The sequence below is a fragment of the Achromobacter aegrifaciens genome (assembly GCF_902859735.1).
Taxonomy (GTDB): Bacteria; Pseudomonadota; Gammaproteobacteria; order Burkholderiales; family Burkholderiaceae_B; genus Achromobacter; species Achromobacter aegrifaciens.
This window is the reverse complement of sequence record NZ_CADIJY010000017.1, coordinates 13,699-30,038: the sequence shown is the minus strand read 5'-3', so window position 1 is coordinate 30,038 and position 16,340 is coordinate 13,699. Positions and strand designations below refer to the sequence as shown.

15 protein-coding genes and 1 tRNA gene are annotated in these 16,340 nt (G+C 66.3%); 10 read left to right on the top strand and 6 right to left on the bottom strand.

What is annotated here, in order from left to right:
- Positions 1-54 precede the first annotated feature (54 nt).
- Positions 55-918: an alpha/beta hydrolase gene (locus HV766_RS27065; RefSeq protein ID WP_119451422.1), complete on the top strand. Its 864-nt coding sequence runs from the start codon at positions 55-57 to the stop codon at positions 916-918.
- A gap of 8 nt (positions 919-926) precedes the next feature.
- Here the strand turns inward: HV766_RS27065 and HV766_RS27060 are convergent, their stop codons facing one another.
- Positions 927-1,388 carry a YkgJ family cysteine cluster protein gene (locus HV766_RS27060; RefSeq protein WP_059373686.1) on the bottom strand — a complete coding sequence of 154 codons (462 nt, stop codon included), beginning with the start codon at positions 1,386-1,388 and terminating at the stop codon, positions 927-929.
- A gap of 239 nt (positions 1,389-1,627) precedes the next feature.
- On the opposite strand from HV766_RS27060, the gene HV766_RS27055 reads away from it, so the two are divergent.
- Entirely contained in the window at positions 1,628-2,233 is a 606-nt protein-coding gene (locus HV766_RS27055) for a DNA-3-methyladenine glycosylase I (RefSeq protein ID WP_119451423.1), read from the top strand.
- 19 nt (positions 2,234-2,252) lie between these two features.
- On the opposite strand, the gene HV766_RS27050 is transcribed toward HV766_RS27055, so the two are convergent.
- Positions 2,253-4,175: an LTA synthase family protein gene (locus HV766_RS27050; RefSeq protein WP_175182165.1), complete on the bottom strand. Its 1,923-nt coding sequence runs from the start codon at positions 4,173-4,175 to the stop codon at positions 2,253-2,255.
- Between the two features lie 346 nt (positions 4,176-4,521).
- On the opposite strand from HV766_RS27050, the gene HV766_RS27045 reads away from it, so the two are divergent.
- Positions 4,522-6,609, top strand: coding sequence for an AsmA family protein (locus HV766_RS27045; protein ID WP_175182164.1), 2,088 nt, complete (start codon positions 4,522-4,524; stop codon positions 6,607-6,609).
- A 3-nt stretch (positions 6,610-6,612) separates the two neighbouring features.
- Here HV766_RS27045 and HV766_RS27040 read toward each other — a convergent pair whose 3' ends face one another.
- Together HV766_RS27040 and HV766_RS27035 are read right to left on the bottom strand one after the other, a co-directional pair.
- Positions 6,613-8,202 (bottom strand): sensor domain-containing diguanylate cyclase, encoded by a 1,590-nt coding sequence (locus HV766_RS27040; protein WP_175182163.1) that lies wholly within the window; start codon positions 8,200-8,202, stop codon positions 6,613-6,615.
- A gap of 4 nt (positions 8,203-8,206) precedes the next feature.
- Complete coding sequence (locus HV766_RS27035; RefSeq protein ID WP_054457553.1) at positions 8,207-8,824, bottom strand: TetR/AcrR family transcriptional regulator; 618 nt, start codon at positions 8,822-8,824, stop codon at positions 8,207-8,209.
- A gap of 115 nt (positions 8,825-8,939) precedes the next feature.
- On the opposite strand from HV766_RS27035, the gene HV766_RS27030 reads away from it, so the two are divergent.
- Together HV766_RS27030 and HV766_RS27025 are read left to right on the top strand one after the other, a co-directional pair.
- A complete protein-coding gene (locus HV766_RS27030) occupies positions 8,940-9,686 on the top strand; it encodes an SDR family oxidoreductase (protein ID WP_175182162.1) in 747 nt (248 codons plus the stop codon).
- A 151-nt stretch (positions 9,687-9,837) separates the two neighbouring features.
- Positions 9,838-9,913 (top strand) — tRNA-Lys (locus HV766_RS27025).
- Here the strand turns inward: HV766_RS27025 and HV766_RS27020 are convergent.
- Positions 9,901-10,080, bottom strand: coding sequence for a hypothetical protein (locus HV766_RS27020; protein WP_175182161.1), 180 nt, complete (start codon positions 10,078-10,080; stop codon positions 9,901-9,903). The two genes, HV766_RS27025 and HV766_RS27020, sit on opposite strands and share 13 nt — an antisense overlap.
- A gap of 29 nt (positions 10,081-10,109) precedes the next feature.
- Here HV766_RS27020 and HV766_RS27015 point away from each other — a divergent pair, with 29 nt between their 5' ends.
- The 4 genes from HV766_RS27015 to HV766_RS27000 all read left to right on the top strand — a co-directional run bounded on the left by HV766_RS27015 (position 10,110) and on the right by HV766_RS27000 (position 14,867).
- Positions 10,110-10,625: a sigma-70 family RNA polymerase sigma factor gene (locus HV766_RS27015; RefSeq protein ID WP_054457552.1), complete on the top strand. Its 516-nt coding sequence runs from the start codon at positions 10,110-10,112 to the stop codon at positions 10,623-10,625.
- The gene (locus HV766_RS27010; protein WP_175182160.1) at positions 10,622-11,590 is read left to right on the top strand and encodes a FecR family protein; all 969 of its coding nucleotides are present in this window, start codon (positions 10,622-10,624) and stop codon (positions 11,588-11,590) included. Before HV766_RS27015 ends, HV766_RS27010 begins: the two co-directional genes overlap by 4 nt.
- Positions 11,591-11,677: 87 nt before the next feature.
- Positions 11,678-14,110 (top strand): TonB-dependent siderophore receptor, encoded by a 2,433-nt coding sequence (locus HV766_RS27005; RefSeq protein WP_175182159.1) that lies wholly within the window; start codon positions 11,678-11,680, stop codon positions 14,108-14,110.
- Between the two features lie 100 nt (positions 14,111-14,210).
- A complete protein-coding gene (locus HV766_RS27000) occupies positions 14,211-14,867 on the top strand; it encodes an HAD family hydrolase (protein WP_175163521.1) in 657 nt (218 codons plus the stop codon).
- A 26-nt stretch (positions 14,868-14,893) separates the two neighbouring features.
- Here HV766_RS27000 and HV766_RS26995 read toward each other — a convergent pair whose 3' ends face one another.
- The gene (locus HV766_RS26995) at positions 14,894-15,373 is read right to left on the bottom strand and encodes an Lrp/AsnC family transcriptional regulator (RefSeq protein WP_054457549.1); all 480 of its coding nucleotides are present in this window, start codon (positions 15,371-15,373) and stop codon (positions 14,894-14,896) included.
- A 165-nt stretch (positions 15,374-15,538) separates the two neighbouring features.
- Here HV766_RS26995 and HV766_RS26990 point away from each other — a divergent pair, with 165 nt between their 5' ends.
- Positions 15,539-16,333, top strand: a complete 795-nt coding sequence (locus HV766_RS26990) for an HpcH/HpaI aldolase family protein (protein ID WP_175182158.1) — start codon at positions 15,539-15,541, stop codon at positions 16,331-16,333.
- The last annotated feature ends 7 nt before the right edge of the window (positions 16,334-16,340 follow it).

Below are 16,340 nucleotides of genomic sequence, written 5' to 3'. Positions count from 1 at the left end.
GTGTTTCATGAATGACTTGTTTTTATTGGCGTTGCCGCCGGCCGGGAGTGCGCCGTGAGCCAGCAACGCGTCGGCGCGCTGCTTATCCACGGCTTGGGCGGCACCGAATTCGACATGGGCGCCATGCACAAGGTGCTGGCGCGCGCCGGGGTCGAACCCCACGGCGTGACCTTGCCCGGCCATGCCGGTTGTCCGGAAGACCTGCTTGATGTGACGGTCGAGGACTGGATGGCGGTGGTCACGCAGCGCTATCGCGAACTTTGTGCGCAATACGAGGTACTGCATGTCATCGGCATGTGCCTGGGGGCGCTGCTGGCGGTGGAGCTATGCAAGCGCGAATCGCACACGCGCGGCGCGTTGGTGTCGCTGTCCGCGCCGGTGTTCCTGGATGGATGGAGCACGCCCTGGTACCGGGCCGTGCGCTACCTGGTGTATCGCCTGCCGGGCCTGCGGCGGCGGATTCGCGTGCGCGAGGAAGATCCATATGGAGTCAAGAGCGAACTGGTGCGCGCCTTCATCAAGGCGGGGTTCGCGCGCGGCGACGGTTTCCATTACCAGTGGGTGCCGCTGGCTTGCGTGCGCCAGGTGGACCGGTTGCGCGGCATGGTGCGGCGCGGGCTGGAGCGCATGCGCTGCCCGACTTTGATCATGCATGCGGAAGAGGACGAGCTGACCAGTCCGCGCTCAGCCCGCTTCCTGGAGCGGCGCATATCCCAGTCGACGGTGGTGATGCTGGAGGACAGCTATCACATGATCTGCGTGGACCAGGAGCGCGAACGCGTGATGCGCAATGTGCTGGGCTTCCTGGGCAAGGACCCCGACATCGTCCGAATGCGCAAGCGGGTTCGGGCCCCCGCGGCCGATGTCTGCTCCAGGCAGGCGATGCTGGCGCAGGCCGGCCATTCCTGCGCCGGCTGAAACCCGACTCAGGCCGCGGCGGGCTGGTTGGGGTGCAGCGGGCCTTGCGGGTCGTTCTCGGCGTCCGGCCGGGGCGGCACCGGGGCCAATCCCAGCGCCAGGCGCAGGCGCTGGCAATCCGGATTGGGCGAGCCGTCCGGCATCCAGATGTCGAATTCCCGGCACGGCGTGGGGCGGTTTTCGTAGATGGCGCAATGGATGCCGGGCTGGCCGAGTTCGCCGCGCAGCGAGATGCAGCGGCCGCCGCCGGTTTCCGTGCCCTTCATGCACGCGCGCAGCGGGCTCATCTGGGTGACCAGTTCCACCGGCACATGGCCGCCGTTCTCGCCTGCCAGTTCGCCGCAATAGAACGACACCCTGAAATGCGCACAGCACGCCCCGCAGTCCAGACAGGGGTTGGCGGCCGGGTCGTCGCCTGCCAGGACGGCGGGAGAGACGAAGGAAATAAGAGAGGACTCTAGCAGGGACATGGCGCGCGGAAGGCTGAAAACCTGTCCAGGCCCCGGCTGGCTCGCAAAACGGGCTGCATGATGCAGACCCCCCGTGCAGCGCCGGGATGCGCGCGGACAGGGCCGGCGCGGGATCAGGGCTGCAAATAGTAGCGGGATATGATCGGCGGCCGCCATGCTTTTTTTGCGCATGGGCGGACTTTTATCGGGGACGTTGCTGCGGTAGCATCGGTAGCCCCGATAGCGCCCAGGAGCCTGCCTTGAACGCCAACATCGAATCCCCCGACGGTCTGATCCGTTGCGGCTGGGTGGACACGTCCGCCGAGTACATGGCCTACCACGACACTGAATGGGGCTACCCCGAGGGCGACGACCGGGCGCTGTTCGAGCAGCTTTGCCTGGAAGGATTCCAGTCGGGGTTGAGCTGGCGCACCATCCTGTCCAAGCGCGACGCCTTCCGCCGCGGCTTCGCCAACTTCGAGCCCGCCAAGGTGGCGCGCTTCGGCGAAAAAGAGGTGTTGAGGCTGCTGGACGACGCCGGCATCGTGCGCCATCGCGGCAAGATCGAAGCCGTCATCAACAATGCCGCCCGTGCGCTGGAAATGATCGAGCGCGAAGGCTCGCTGGGCGCCTACCTGTGGCGCTTCGAAGCCCCGAAGGGGGCGCCGTCGACCCGCGGCGCCTCGACCTCGGCGCAATCCGAGGCCTTGTCCAAGGCGCTGAAGAAACTGGGCTGGAAATTTGTCGGGCCCACCACCGTCTACGCCTTCATGCAGTCGGTGGGCATGGTGAATGACCACAGCCCCGATTGCCATTGCCACGCCGCCAGCGAGAAAGCCCGCAAAGCGTTCAAGCGGCCGGCGTAGCAGCCGCGGGGCAGGGAACTCACAGGGCCGGCTTGTCGCCGGAGGCGGAGGCTGCGCCAGCCTGTTCCGGCAGGCTGTAGCGGCCTTCGCGATAGGCCCAGCTGGGCCACAGCGCATGCGCCAGCGCCTCGGCCGCCAACTCGGGATCCAGCGGCACGGGTGCGTATTCCTCGGGCGCCGTGTAGCGATATTGCAGCGGCGTCTTGTTGGGCGCCATCACTAGCAGATCGTCTTCCTTCAGATAGCCGTAGGTGTTGTCGTACTGCATGATCGCCCGGCCTGGCGTGCTGCGGGTAAGGTCGTGGCCGATCATCGGGTGCTCGGTGTCCACGCCTATCAGCGACAGCAGGGTCGGCGCCAGGTCGATCTGGCTGATCAGGCGGTCGTCGCGGCGCGGCTCGATGCCGGCGCCCAGGATCACGGCCGGAATATGGAAGTGGCGCACGGGCACCAGGCTGGCGCCGAAGACGCGGGAATCGTGGTCCGCCGCTATCAGGAACACGGTGTTTTCCCAGTACGGCGAGGCTTTGGCGCGTTCAAAGAAGCGGCCCAGCGCCCAGTCGGCGTAGCGCACGGTGTTTTCCACGGTGGCCGGGTTGCCGTCGGTCTGGATGCGGCCTGCCGGGTACTCCCAGGGCGAATGGTTGGACACGCTGAAGGCCAGCGTGAAGGTGGGCTGGTCGCCGTCTTCGCGCAGCAGCCGGTCCAGCTGGTTGAACATGTCTTCGTCCGACGCGCCCCAGGTGCCGACGAAGGCCGGGTCCACGAAATCGGGCCGGTCCACGATCTGCTTGAAACCGTTGCCCAGGAAGAAGCCCTTCATGTTGTCGAAGTGCGATTCGCCGCCGTAGATGAAGCGCGAATGGTAGCCATGGCGTCCGAGCAGGTCGGCCAGCGAGAAGAAGCCGCGCTGCGAGCGCGGCAGCTTCAGCACCGCCTGCGCCGGAGTGGGCAGAAAGCCCGTGACCACCGCTTCCAGCCCGCGCACCGAGCGGGTGCCGGTGGCATAGGCGCGGGTGAAGGTCCAGGCTTCGCGCGCCAGGGCGTCCAGTTCCGGCGTCAGGTCGGCTCCGCCCAGGCCGGCGCAATACTGCGCGCCCAGGCTTTCTTCCAGGATGATCACGAGGTTCAGCGGCCGCGCCGTTTTGCGGGTGGCCACCTGGCGGTGCAGGCTGGGGTAGTCGGGGTTGGCGGGCGGGTTGGGCAGGCCGGCCTGGGCCAGCACCCTCGCGTGCATCTTGTCGTCGTCCATGCCGCCGTACACGGCGGAGGCGGACTTTTCGTTTTTCATGCTGTAGACGGCATAGAACACGTTATAGAGCGAGTTCAACGCCAGCGTGTTGAGCATGCCGTCCGAGCTATAGGCGACCGAGGACGGGTTGATCGGGCGGTGGCCCAGCGTGCCGCGGATGGCCAGGATGACGATGGCCAGGATCGCCAGACTGGCTAGCGGCATCTGCCACCAGCTCAGTTGCGCATCGGGCAGGGCGTGGCCGAACAGGCCGTAGGCGCCCCAACCAATGAGGCCCACGACGGCCAGACCGCCCACCAGTGCGCCCTTGTAGCCGCGCCAGAGCATGCCGGAGACTTCGCGCGGATGCTTCAGGTATTCGACGAACAGGCGGTTGGGGCGGGAGTCGTATTCCAGGATGAAGGGCGGGGTGGCCACTTCCAGGAAGGCCAGCAGGATGAAGGCGACCAAATACCAGTAGCCGGCCAGCGTGGCGGCCAGCGGGATGTGTCCGAACAAGGGCGACAGCACGGCCGGCAGCGCCGCCAGCACGGCGATCTGGTGCGCGTCGATGCGCAGCCCGCCGAGCAGCAGGGGGAGGAGCCCCCCGGCATCGCGCACGCGCTTGGACTGCCAGGCGGCCAGCGCCAGGCGGCTGAGCGTCAGCAGCGCAAATGCCGCTACCACGAAAATCAAGGTCGAATGCCGCATCGGGCCTCCAGGTTGTTCTGCTGCCCGGTCAGAGGGGCCGGGGTCTGTCGTTCAGGCATTTGAGCGTGACCGGCGTCGAAAATTCGGTAGGCGCCGACGTCTGGGTCACATTTCGCCGTAGGAAGCCATTTCGGTTTGTAACCGACCGTCCCAGGGCTGGGCACGCGCCATGCTGCGCAAACCCCGGCTGGCACGCGCCGGGCGCCACCGCCTGGAGAGCCGGGCGAGGAAAAATCCGCACACATTATGGGGCCGGAAAGCCTGGCTGGCCCTGCGGGCCGCGATACCCTTAAAGGTAACGAGGGCCGGTAGCGGTGCGCCGGCCGCAATGCCAAGGATAATAACCATGACGCGCTCAGGAAAAATAGCGATCGGGATTGTAGGGGGAGCGGCGCTCCTCGTGGCGATTTTGGTGGCGGTGATCGCCACCTTCGACTGGAACCGCGCCAAGCCCTTCATCAACGAACGGGCCAGCGCCGCGATCGGACGCCCCTTTGCCATCAACGGCGATCTCAGCGTCAAATGGACTCGCGAGCCCGATGAAGGCAGCTGGCGGGCCTGGGTGCCATGGCCGCATGTGATTGCCAACGATATCTCGGTGGCCAATGTGCCCTGGGCCAAGGCCCCCCAGTTCGCAACCCTCAAGCGCGGCGAGTTCAGCCTGGCGCTCCTGCCGCTGTTGCGCCAGCGCGTGGTCATCCGCCGCATCCAGCTGACCGAACCCGCCGCCGATTTGCAGCGCCTGGCTGACGGCCGCGCCAACTGGGAATTTACGTTGCCAGAAACCGGCGAGCCTTCGCCCTGGGTGCTGGACATCAACGAGATCGGCTTTGACAAGGGCCGCGCGGCGCTGGTGGACGAAGTCCTCAAGGCGGACCTGACCGTGATGGTGGATCCGCTGGGCAAGCCAGTGCCGTTCGCGGACGTAGCCGGGGCGGCCTTCGCGGCACCGGAGGGTGGCGCCGCGACGTCGCCGCGCGACTACGTATTCGGCTGGAAGCTGGACGGCAAGTTCAAGGGCCTGGCCACCAAGGGCGAAGGCAAGGTTGGCGGCATGCTTGCCCTGCAGGACGCCAGCCAGCCTTTTCCTGTGCAGGCGGACGTGACCATCGGCGGTACCCGGGCGTCAGTCGCGGGGACCTTGACCGATCCGGTCAATCTTGGCTCGCTGGATCTGCGTTTGAAGCTGTCGGGCGCGTCCATGGCGCAACTGTACCCGCTGACGGGTGTCACCCTGCCGGACACGCCGCCGTATTCCACTGACGGCCATCTGGTGGCCAAGCTGCGCAATCCCGGCGGGGCGGTGTTCGACTACAAGGATTTCAACGGCAAGGTAGGCAACAGCGATCTGCATGGCGACATCAGCTTCGCACTGGGTATGCCCCGGCCCAAGCTGACCGGCAAGCTTTCCTCCAAACAATTGCGCATGGAGGACCTGGGGCCGCTGATCGGCGTGCCGTCGGGCAAGGTGGCGGGCGCCGCAACGGACAAGGCCAAGGACGCGCCGGCCAAGCCCAAGGGCGGCAAGGTGCTGCCCACGCAGGCATTCCGCACGGACCGCTGGCGTGACATGGATGCGGACGTTGCGCTGGACGCCGGCCGCATCGTGCACGACAGCAAGCTGCCGCTGTCGGACCTGTCCGTGCACCTGGTGCTGCGGGACGGCAAGCTGACGCTCGACCCCCTGCGCTTCGGCATGGCCGGCGGCAACATCAATTCCACCATACGGCTGGACGGCTCCGGCTCGACCCTGACCGGGCGCGTGGACATCAGCGCGCGCCGCCTGCGGCTCAAGCAGCTGTTTCCCGCCACAGCCGCCATGCAGAAAACGCTGGGCGAGCTGAATGGCGACATGGCGGTGAGCGGCGCGGGGAATTCGGTGGCCGCCTTGCTGGGCACGGCGACGGGCGATGTGAAAATGCTGGTCAACGATGGCGTCATCAGCCGCAGCCTGATGGAGATCGCGGGGCTCAACGTGGGCAACTACGTCGTCTCCAAGCTGTTCGGCGACGACGAGGTGAAGATCAATTGCGGCGCGGCCGATCTGGAAATGAAGAACGGCGTCATGACGCCGCGCGTGTTCGTGTTCGACACCGAGAACGCGCTGATCAGCATTACCGGCACGGCTGACTTCAAGAACGAGAAGATGGACCTGGACATCACCCCGGACAGCAAGGGCTTCCGCATCTTCTCGCTGCGCTCTCCCTTGTATGTGCGGGGTACGTTCGGATCGCCGGACGTGGGCGTGCATGTGTTGCCGCTGGCGGCGCGTGGTGCGGGCATGGTGGCCCTGGGCGTACTGCTGACGCCGGCCGCCGGGCTGTTGGCGCTGGTTGCGCCCAGCACCACCGACGACAATGCCTGCGGCCCCTTGCTGAAGGAGATGCGCGTGCCGCCCAAGGCCCCGCCGCCCGCTCAGCCCAAAGGCAAATAGGGCTCAGGCCGGCGAGGCCCGGCGCGCTCCGGCCTGGGCATCGTCGTCCGCGACGCAGACGGCGTTGCGGCCATGGTTCTTGGCGTAGTAGAGCGCCTGGTCGGCGCGCTGTAGTACGGCGTCGAGCGTCGCGCCATGTGCGGGGTAGGCCGCCACGCCTGCCGAAATGGTGAGGGGCGTGGCGACGGCACCCGGCTCCGTGGCAATGCGCTGGCGCAGCCGCTCGACCAGCGCGATGGCGGCTTCCAGGGGGGCGCCGGGCAGCAGCATGACGAACTCTTCGCCGCCGGCGCGCGCCACGGTGTCGCCGCTGCGCGAACCTTCGCCCATCAGCTTGGCCAGGGACTGCAGTGCGCGGTCTCCCACCGCGTGGCCGTAGCGGTCATTGATGTGCTTGAAGTGGTCAATGTCGATGACCACGGCGGCCACCGGTTGCTTCTCGGCTTGCAGCAGCGCCAGCGCCTCGTCCATTCCTCGCCGGTTCAAGAGGCCCGTCAAGGTATCCGTGGTGGTTTCACGGCGCAGGTCGCGGATCTTGTGATGGATCGAGGACAGGCCCGCCAGCAGCGCGCGCTTGAGTTGCGCGGCTTCAAAGTACCAGGAGCGCACGTCGCGGATGCGATCCGCCGAATCCGCGTTCTGCATGTGCTTGGCGATGCCGGCCAGTTCGCCTAGCGGCCGGGCGATCCAGCGCGACAGCAGCCAGATGGAGGCCACGGAAAGCAGCAGCAGGGGCAGGGTATGGAGAGCCGTGGTCAGAAGCAGATCGCCCAGGGGCTGCAACGTGGCGTCGACGTGGCGTTGCGCGATGATGCTCCAGCCCATGCCGGGCACTGGCGCATAGCCCGTCAGCAAGGCGTGGCCGTCGTCGTCGGTGAAGCGCATTTCACCGGTTTCGCCCCGCAAGGCGGGGGCGAACGCGTCGGATTTGGAGACGCTTTGTCCCAACCGGCCGCGGTCGGGGTGATAGATCAGGGTGCCGTTGCGATCGATGACGTAAAGAGATGAGTCGCCGCGGTAGAAGTGCTGGCTCAGCAGGTGATCCAGCATGTTGTGCTCATGCAGGTAGAGAGTGCCGCCGAGAAACCCCAGATAGCGGTGGTCGGCCGAGAAAATAGGGTGGGTGTACAGGATCAGCCAGCGGTTCTTGAGGTCCAGGAACGGAGGGCTGACCGTGGGGAGCAAGGTTGCCTGCGCGCGCCTGACGGCCTCGCTGTTCAGCTGCTGGCCCAGTAACGCGCGGTCTGATGTCGATGCCGCCAGTACCTTGCCTTGCGGCGACACGACAAACGTGGAGTTGAATTGGCCGAGTTGCCGTTCCTGCCGCTGCGTCTCGGCCACCATGTGTTCGGGGTGCACTTCCATGTCGGCCAGCATTTCCGCGCTATACGACAGATAGTTTCTGAGGTCGGTCAGGAACACGTCGGTCACGGAAGCCAGCTTGGACGCGTAGGCCTGATTGAGTTCCAGCGCGGTGCGCAGCAGAAGGTCGCGCTGCACCAGGTAGCTGGCATGCAGGCTGCCCATCAGCGCGAGCACAACCGACAGCAAGCTGATCCACAGGATGAGATGCCGCAGATTGATCCGGAACATGACGTTATCCGTTGGGTATGCTTTCGGTCAGCGCGTCCCAGGCTCTCATTGCCTGTCTGGCCACGGCTTGCAAGGTCTTGCGGCTGGCGCCGTCGCGCGCCTGGATCGACATGCCGTGCAGCACGGTGGTGTAGAAGGCGGCCAGGCTCTTGAGGTCGGCGCCGGCCGGCAGTTCGCCATGCGAGGCGCCGGCATTGAGGCGGGCCAGGATGCGGCTTTGCATGTCGCGGCGGTTGTCGCCCAGGAAGTCGCCCACGCCGGCCGGATTTACGCAGCCTGCCGGCGCGCTCAGCACGATCATGCAGCCCGAGGGCGTGCCGGGAGCGGTGAAGCGTTCGGCGGACGCCAGCAGCATGGACTGGATGGCTTCGCGCGCCGTGGGCGCTTCTTGCAGCGCACGCCGGGCCGAGCCACCCTCGGTCTCGCGGTAGAGCTCCACCGCTTCGCGGAATAGTCCTTCCTTTGAGCCGAATGCGCCATAGAGGCTGGGCGAATTGATGCCCATCGCCGCCGTGAGGTCGGTCAGCGATGCTCCGTCATATCCCTTCGACCAGAAGACGTCCATGGCCTTGCGCAAGGCCTGGGCACGGTCGAAGTTCCTGGGGCGCCCACGTTCTGCCATAGGCGTGATTTTACCCGGCAGGGATTTTTGTGGTGATTGATAAAAAAATAGTTGACGGGCGATGGAGGGCTCGGCGAATATATTTGTACTGATCACTACAAATATGGGTATCGCAATGCCGAATCTGACTGGAAAAATTGCCTTCGTCACCGGCGGCAGCCGGGGTATCGGGGCCGCCATCGTGCGCCGCCTTGCAGCCGATGGCGCCGACGTGGCGTTCACTTACGTGAGCGCCTCCTCGGCCGCCGGTGCGCAGGCGCTGGCGCGTGAACTGTCGGTGGACGGGCGCCGCGCGCTCGCCATCCAGGCAGATGCGGCAGACGCGTCCGCAGTCCGCGGCGCGGTCGACCGGGCCATCGCCGAGCTGGGCCCCATCGACGTGCTGGTCAACAACGCCGGCATCTTCCTGACCGGCGCGATAGGCGAGACCAGCCTCGACGACTACGAACGCACCATGGACATCAACGTGCGCGCGCCCTTCGTCGCCATCCAGGCGGCACAGGCGTCCATGCCGGACGGCGGACGCATCATCAACATCGGCAGCTGCCTGGCAGGCCGCGCGGGCCGCGCCGGTGTCGCGCTGTATGCCGCCAGCAAGTCCGCGCTGGTCGGCCTGACCCAGGGCCTGGCGCGCGACCTGGGCGCACGTGGCATCACCGCCAACGTAGTGCACCCCGGCCCGATCGACACCGACATGAATCCCGCCGACGGCGCGCATGCGGCGGACCTGGTGGCGGTGCTGTCCTTGCCGCACTACGGTGAAGCGCGTGACATCGCCGGCATGGTGGCGTTCCTGGCCGGGCCGGAAGGGCGCTACGTCACGGGCGCGAGCCTGTCGGTGGACGGCGGATTTGCGGCTTGAGGCCGGTCTGGAAAAAGTTTTTTCCACCTGACTTGCACAAACCAAAAAAGCTGCATATAATCTTGCTTCTTCGCACTACACACATAACGAAACGCAGCGGCAGCGGACTAAACAACGCGCAGCAAAGCGGACGAGACTGAGTGAAGTTGCAGGGCTGTTAGCTCAGTTGGTAGAGCAGCGGACTCTTAATCCGTAGGTCGAGTGTTCGAGCCACTCACAGCCCACCAGAATTCCAAAGGCCGTTGACGTCATCGTCAACGGCCTTTTGTTTTTGCCGCGCCAAACTGATGTCAGGGCAGGCTGCGTGAATCGCCGGGCGTAGGAAAAACGCATCCGCGCAGCGATGGAAAAAGCGGGATGGCGGGGCATGGACTTTGATATGATTGCTAATCATTCTTATTTCCAAATCATTTCGCGCGCGCCATGTCCGCTCCCGATACCGCCCGCCACGCGGCCTTGTTGACCTGGTACAGCGATCATCATGGCTGGCTGGTCGGGTGGCTGCGCCGCAAGCTGGGCTCGTCCTGCGACGCGGCTGATTTCGCGCAGGACACCTTTGTGCGGTTGATCGGCCGCGACGATCTGGCGGCGATCAGGACGCCGCGCGCCTACCTCACGACGACCGCCACCCGGCTGGTGATCGACGACGCACGGCGGCGCAAGCTTGAGGCGGTTTGCCTGGAAAGCTGGGCCATCCTGCATGGCGGCGAGACATCGCCCGCTCCCGAACAGTTGTTGGAAACCGTCGAGATCCTGGCGGAACTGGCGCGCATGCTCGATGCCTTGCCCGCCAAGCCGCGTAGCGCCTTTCTGCTGCATCGGCTGGAGGGATGGAACTACGGCGAGATCGCGGTCGAACTGGGCGTCTCTTCCAGCATGGTGAAGCAGTATGTCGCGCGCGCGCTTGCCCATTGCTACTTGGTGATGGAGGCGGCGTGAAGGCAGACGCTATTCCTTGCGTCGTGGCGGACGCGGCCCAATGGATGGCCACCTTGCGCGATGAGTGCGCGAGCGACGCCGACCGCGAAGCCTGTCTGCGGTGGCGGGCCGCGGATCCCGAGCACGAACGGGTCTATCGCCGGCTTGAGGATCTTTGGGGAAGTTTCGACCGGGCCGCGGCCTTCGATTCGCCTGCGGCAGCCCGCCGCATCCTGGAGCAGGCCGACCGCAAGCCGCGTACCGGCCGCCGCGCACTGGGAGCGGCCGCGCTGGCATTGCTGGTGTGTGGGGCCGGCCTGTGGCGCATGGCGCCGCCGGCCTGGCTGCTGGCCGATCACCGCAGCGGAGTCGGCGAGTGGCGCGTCATCGAACTGGACGACCACAGCCGCATTACCTTGAACAGCGATTCGGCGATCGACGTGCGCTTCGATGCCCGGCAACGGCTGATCACCTTGCGGCAAGGAGAGATCCTCGTCGACGTGGCGCACGAGGACGCGGGACGGCCCTTCGTGGTGCAGACGCCGGACGGCACGGCGCAGGCGCTGGGCACGCGTTATGCGGTGCGGCGCGGCGACGGCCATACGGATGTGGTCGTGCAGGAATCCCGTGTGCGGGCCTGCGCTCAGGCTCCCGCGCCGGTGTGCGCCGATCTGGCGGCGGGGCAGCGCGTGCGCATGGGCGCGGGCCAAGTCGGCGAGGTTGAACCAGTAGACGCAGAACAGGCGCTAGCCTGGACACGGCACAGCCTGGTGGTGGATAACCAGCCACTGGCCGATGTACTGGCGGAGCTGAGCCGCTACCGCAAGTGGCGCCTGCAGTACGACGCGGGTTCTCTGGATGGCCTGCGCGTGTCGGGCGTATTCCCGCTGGAAGCGCCCGATCAGGCCCTGGCATCGCTGGCGGCCAGCCTCCCCATCACGGTCAACCGATACACGTCCTGGCTGGTGCTGGTGCAGCGTCGTTGAAAAAAAATCTGCATTCCGCTGTCCCTGTCGCGGTTTGCTTCGTCATGACTCATGAGTAGCCATCAATCTGGAGAGGGTCGTCCGCTCATGAGTCATTCCAAGTTCACAGTGCGTATCTTGCGCGCGCTGTCCGCCGCGGCCGCGCTGGCCGCAGTTCATCCCGTCTGGGGGCAGTCGTCGAATGCGTCCGTTGCGGCAGTTGCCCGCACGGTCAACGTGGCGCCCGGTCCTCTGGCTCCCGCGCTGAATCGCTACGCCGAGCAGGCCGGCCTGATCCTGTCGTTCGATCCGGCGTTGACTGCCGGGCTGCAAAGCCCGGGCCTGTCAGGCACGGTGGCGCCCAGGGAGGCGTTCGCCGGCTTGTTGGCAGGCACCGGGCTGGAGGCGATTGCGCGCGGCGAGGCAGGCTATACGATTCGGCGCGCGTCCGGCGCTGCCGCCAGCACGCTGGAGCCGATCACGGTGCACGGCAGCGGCGAGCAGGCCTGGGGACCGGTCGACGGCTATGTCGCGCGTAACAGCGCGACCGCCACCAAGACCGACACGCCGCTGATCGAGACACCGCAGTCGATCAGCGTCATCACCCAGGCGCAGATGGCGGCGCAGGGCGTCAGCCGCGTGGACGAGGCCTTGCGCTATAGCGCAGGGGTGCGCACCGAACCCATCTACGACACGCGCCGCGGCACCTACTACGTGCGCGGCTTTAACGTCGCCAACAACGGCCAGTATCTGGACGGCCTGAAGCTGGCTTACTCGGGCGGCTACGGCGGCTGGGAGGTCGATCCCTACACGCTGGAACGCTTGGAAGTCCTGCGCGGCCCCTCGTCCGTGCTGTACGGGCAGACCGTGCCCGGCGGCCTCGTCAACCAGGTCAGCAAGCGTCCGCTGGATACGCGCAGCGGCGAGCTGGCGGTGCAGTACGGCAGCTTCGACCGCAAACAGCTTTCCGGCGACTTCACCGGCCCCCTGGACGATGCGGGCCACTGGCTCTATCGCCTGACGGCGGTGGGGCGCGAGGGCGGCACGCAGACCAATCATGTCGATGACGACCGCGTCCTGCTGGCGCCGTCGCTGACCTGGAAACCCAGCGCGGCGACCTCGATCACGCTGCTCGCGCAGTACCAGCACGATCGCACGGGCAATACGGCCAACTTCCTGCCCGCTGCGGGCACGCTCTGGCCGGTCGCCAACGGCCATATTCCGGTGGACTTTTTCACGGGTGACCCGACCTTCGACCAGACCGATCGGCGCAAGGCGCAGATCGGCTATCTGGCCGAGCACCGGGTCAATGACCAACTGACGCTGCGCCAGAACCTGCGCTATTCCACGCTGGATGTCGATTACCGCAGCCTGGGCGCGAACGGCGGCTGGGTGCAGACGCGCGAACCCTACACCGACCTGCGCCGCATTTCGCTGGTCAGCAAGGAGGGCTTCCACCTGTTCTCGCTGGACAACCAGGCCCAGTTCAATCTCGCGCATGGGCCGGTGGCGCATACGCTGCTGCTGGGCGCGGATTATCAGGAGTCGCGTTTTGACCGGCTGTACGGCCTGCGTACGGCCGCGGTGGATCCCATCAATGTGTGGGACCCGGTGTATGGCCGGCCGTTCCCCGGCGCGACGCCGCAGGCGTCCAACGACACCAACCAGGTGCGCCGGCAGTTCGGCCTGTATGCGCAGGACCAGATCAAGTTCTACGACAAATGGGTGCTGCAACTGGCCGGCCGCTATGATTGGGCGCGTTCCACCACGGGCGAGACGATCCTGCGCACCGGCGTGGAAACCACGACACGCACCAACGACGAACAATTCAGCGGCAAGGTCGGGCTGGTCTACCTGGCCGACAACGGCCTGGCGCCCTACGCGTCGTACACGGAATCGTTCGAGCCGGTGGCGGGCGCGGGCTACGGCGGCACGCCATTCGAGCCCACGCGCGGCAAGCAGTATGAGATCGGGCTGAAGTATCAGCCGAACGGCGCGCGCAGCTTCGCGCAGGTCTCGCTCTTCGACCTGCGGCAGACCAATGTGTCGACCGCGGACCTGGCCCATCCCGGCTTCAGCGTGCAGACCGGCGAAATCCGTTCGCGCGGCATCGAGCTGGAAGGCACCTGGGAAGTCACGCCGCAGTTGAACGTGCTGGCGTCCTACACCTACAACGACGTCAAGGTGACCAAGGCGGCGCGGACGGCGGTCAACCTGGGCAAGCGTCCGCCCTACATTCCCGATCACATGGCGTCGCTGTGGGCCGATTACCGCCTGTCGGCGACGGGGCCGCTGGCCGGCCTGTGGTTCGGCGCGGGCGTGCGCTACATGGGGTCGACCAATGACATTCCGGACGCGGTGCATGTGCCTGCCTACACGCTGGTGGACGCGGCGCTGCGCTACGACATGGGGAGCTACCAGTTCTCGCTGAACGCCAGCAACCTGTTCGACAAGCGCTATGTGGCGGCGTGCGACAGCGTGACAAACTGCTATTACGGTCTGGAGCGGACCATCATGGCGCGGGTGGCGTATCGCTGGTAGCGCGATTAAGTTCAGGCTTAATTCTGGGTAAACGCAGGTTGAATCACAGCGGCTGCGTTGCTCTTTATAGTGGGTCCGTACCCACCCGAGAGAGCCGCGCATGTCCAGTCCCGCCGCAGTACCCGCCTATCCCCGGGCCGTGTTGTTCGACCTGCTTACCGCCTTGCTTGATTCCTGGACCGTATGGAACCGCGCCGCCGGCTCCGAGGCCGCCGGACGCGCCTGGCGCGCGGAGTACCTGCGCCGCACCTATGGTTGCGGCGCCTATCAACCCTATGAGCGTCTGGTGCAGGAAGCCGCGTCCGCGGTCGGCCTGCCGGCATCCGCACCCGCCGCGTTGGAGGCGGGCTGGGACGAGCTGCCCGCCTGGGATGGCGCCCGTGAATTGCTGCAGGCCTTGCGGCCGCATTGCCGCCTGGCCGTGGTCACCAACTGTTCCGCCCGTCTGGGGCAGCGCGCCGCCGGTTTGCTGGGCGTGGACTGGGACGTGGTGGTGACGTCGGAGGAGGCGGGCTACTACAAGCCCGACCCGCGCCCCTATGAGCTGGCCTTGGCCCGATTGCAGGTGCAGCCGTCCGAGGCCGCGTTCGTCGCGGGCTCGGGCTACGACATGTTCGGCACCAGCAAGGTGGGCCTGCGCACGTATTGGCATAACCGGGTGGGACTGACGCTGCCTGAAGGCGCGGCGCAGCCGGAGCTGGAATCCGCGCGGCTGGAAGCGGCGCTGCCGTGGCTGCAGCGGTTCAACGCGGCCTGATGGCCGGCCGCCGTGGATGCCGCGCGTCAGTCGGCCGGCAATGAAATCGCATCCCCCAGCCCCTTGACCTCCTTCAGCACGAAAGAGGTGTAGACCTCCTTCACGCCGGGCAGGGCGCCAAGCACGTAGCGCGCCAGGTCGCCGAACGCGTCCAGGTCGCGGGCGATGACCGTCAGCTGATGGTCGTAGCGGCCCGACACGCAATGGCAGGTCAGCACCTCCGGCACGTCCTTGATGGCGTCCTCGAACGCCTTGACGTGCTCGGCGCCCTTCATGTCCAGCGAAATCCAGACGAACGCGGTTACTCCGAAGCCAAGCTTCTTGACGTCGACCTCGGCCCGGTAGCCGCGGATCACGCCCTCGTCCTCCAGGCGCTTGACGCGTCGCCAGCAGGGGGAGGGGGTGAGCGAAACGCGCTCGGCCAGATCGGCGCTGGAAAGCCGTCCGTCGACCTGCAAGGCGGCCAGGATCTGCAGGTCCGTGGGATCGAAATTCTTGCTTTGCACGATTTTTCCAAGAAATTGAAGGTTTCGCTAATTTCAATCCAAAATATTACACATTCGCGTCGAAAATTCGGAAATATTCGCGATTCCGCTCCGGTATCTTTGTTCGATTGCTGGAGGGGGCGTCGACGTCATGAATGCTCCCCGTTTGAACACTATGGAGCAGACATGAAAGATCCGAATCCGATACGCAAGAAGCTGTTGGCCCTGGAGCCTTCCGAGGGGTGCTGGCTGACCCTGGCGAGCCCGGCCGTGGCCGAGGCGATTGCGCATTGCGGCTTCGACTGGCTGGTCGTTGACATGGAGCATGCGCCCAACGACATGGCGGGCCTGACGGCGCAATTGCAGGCCATCGACGCGGCACGCGCGCATGGCGCCGCCGCGTATCCGGTCGTGCGCGTGACGGTGAACGACGCCGCGCTGGTGAAGCGCGCGATGGATTGCGGCGCCCAGACGATCATTTTCCCGAACATCGACACGGCCGAGGACGCGGGCCGCGCCATCGCGGCCATGCGCTTTCCGTGCGAAGGCAATGGCGGCGTGCGCGGCGTGGCGGGGCTGGTGCGGGCCGGCATGTACGGGCAGGACCCTTCCTACGTCAGGCGGGCCAATGAGCAGGCCTGCGCGATCCTGCAGATCGAATCGGCGCAGGCGGTACGCAACGTGGCAGCCATTGCCGCGCTGCCTGGGGCGGACTGCCTGTTCGTCGGCACCGCCGACCTGGCCGCTAGCCTGGGCCGGCTGGGAGACATGGCCCATGCCGAGGTGCGCGAGGCCGTGGGCCGCGTGATCGACGCCGGCCGCACGGCGGGCAAGGCGGTCGGCATTTTCGCCAACGATCCCGAAGAGGCCGCGCGCTACCGCAAGCTGGGCGTGCAATTCATTGCGCTGCACTCCGATGTGGCCTGGCTGGCCCGCGGCGCCCGCCAGGCGCGCGCGCAGTTCGGCGAGGCATGCCGCTGAGGCGGCG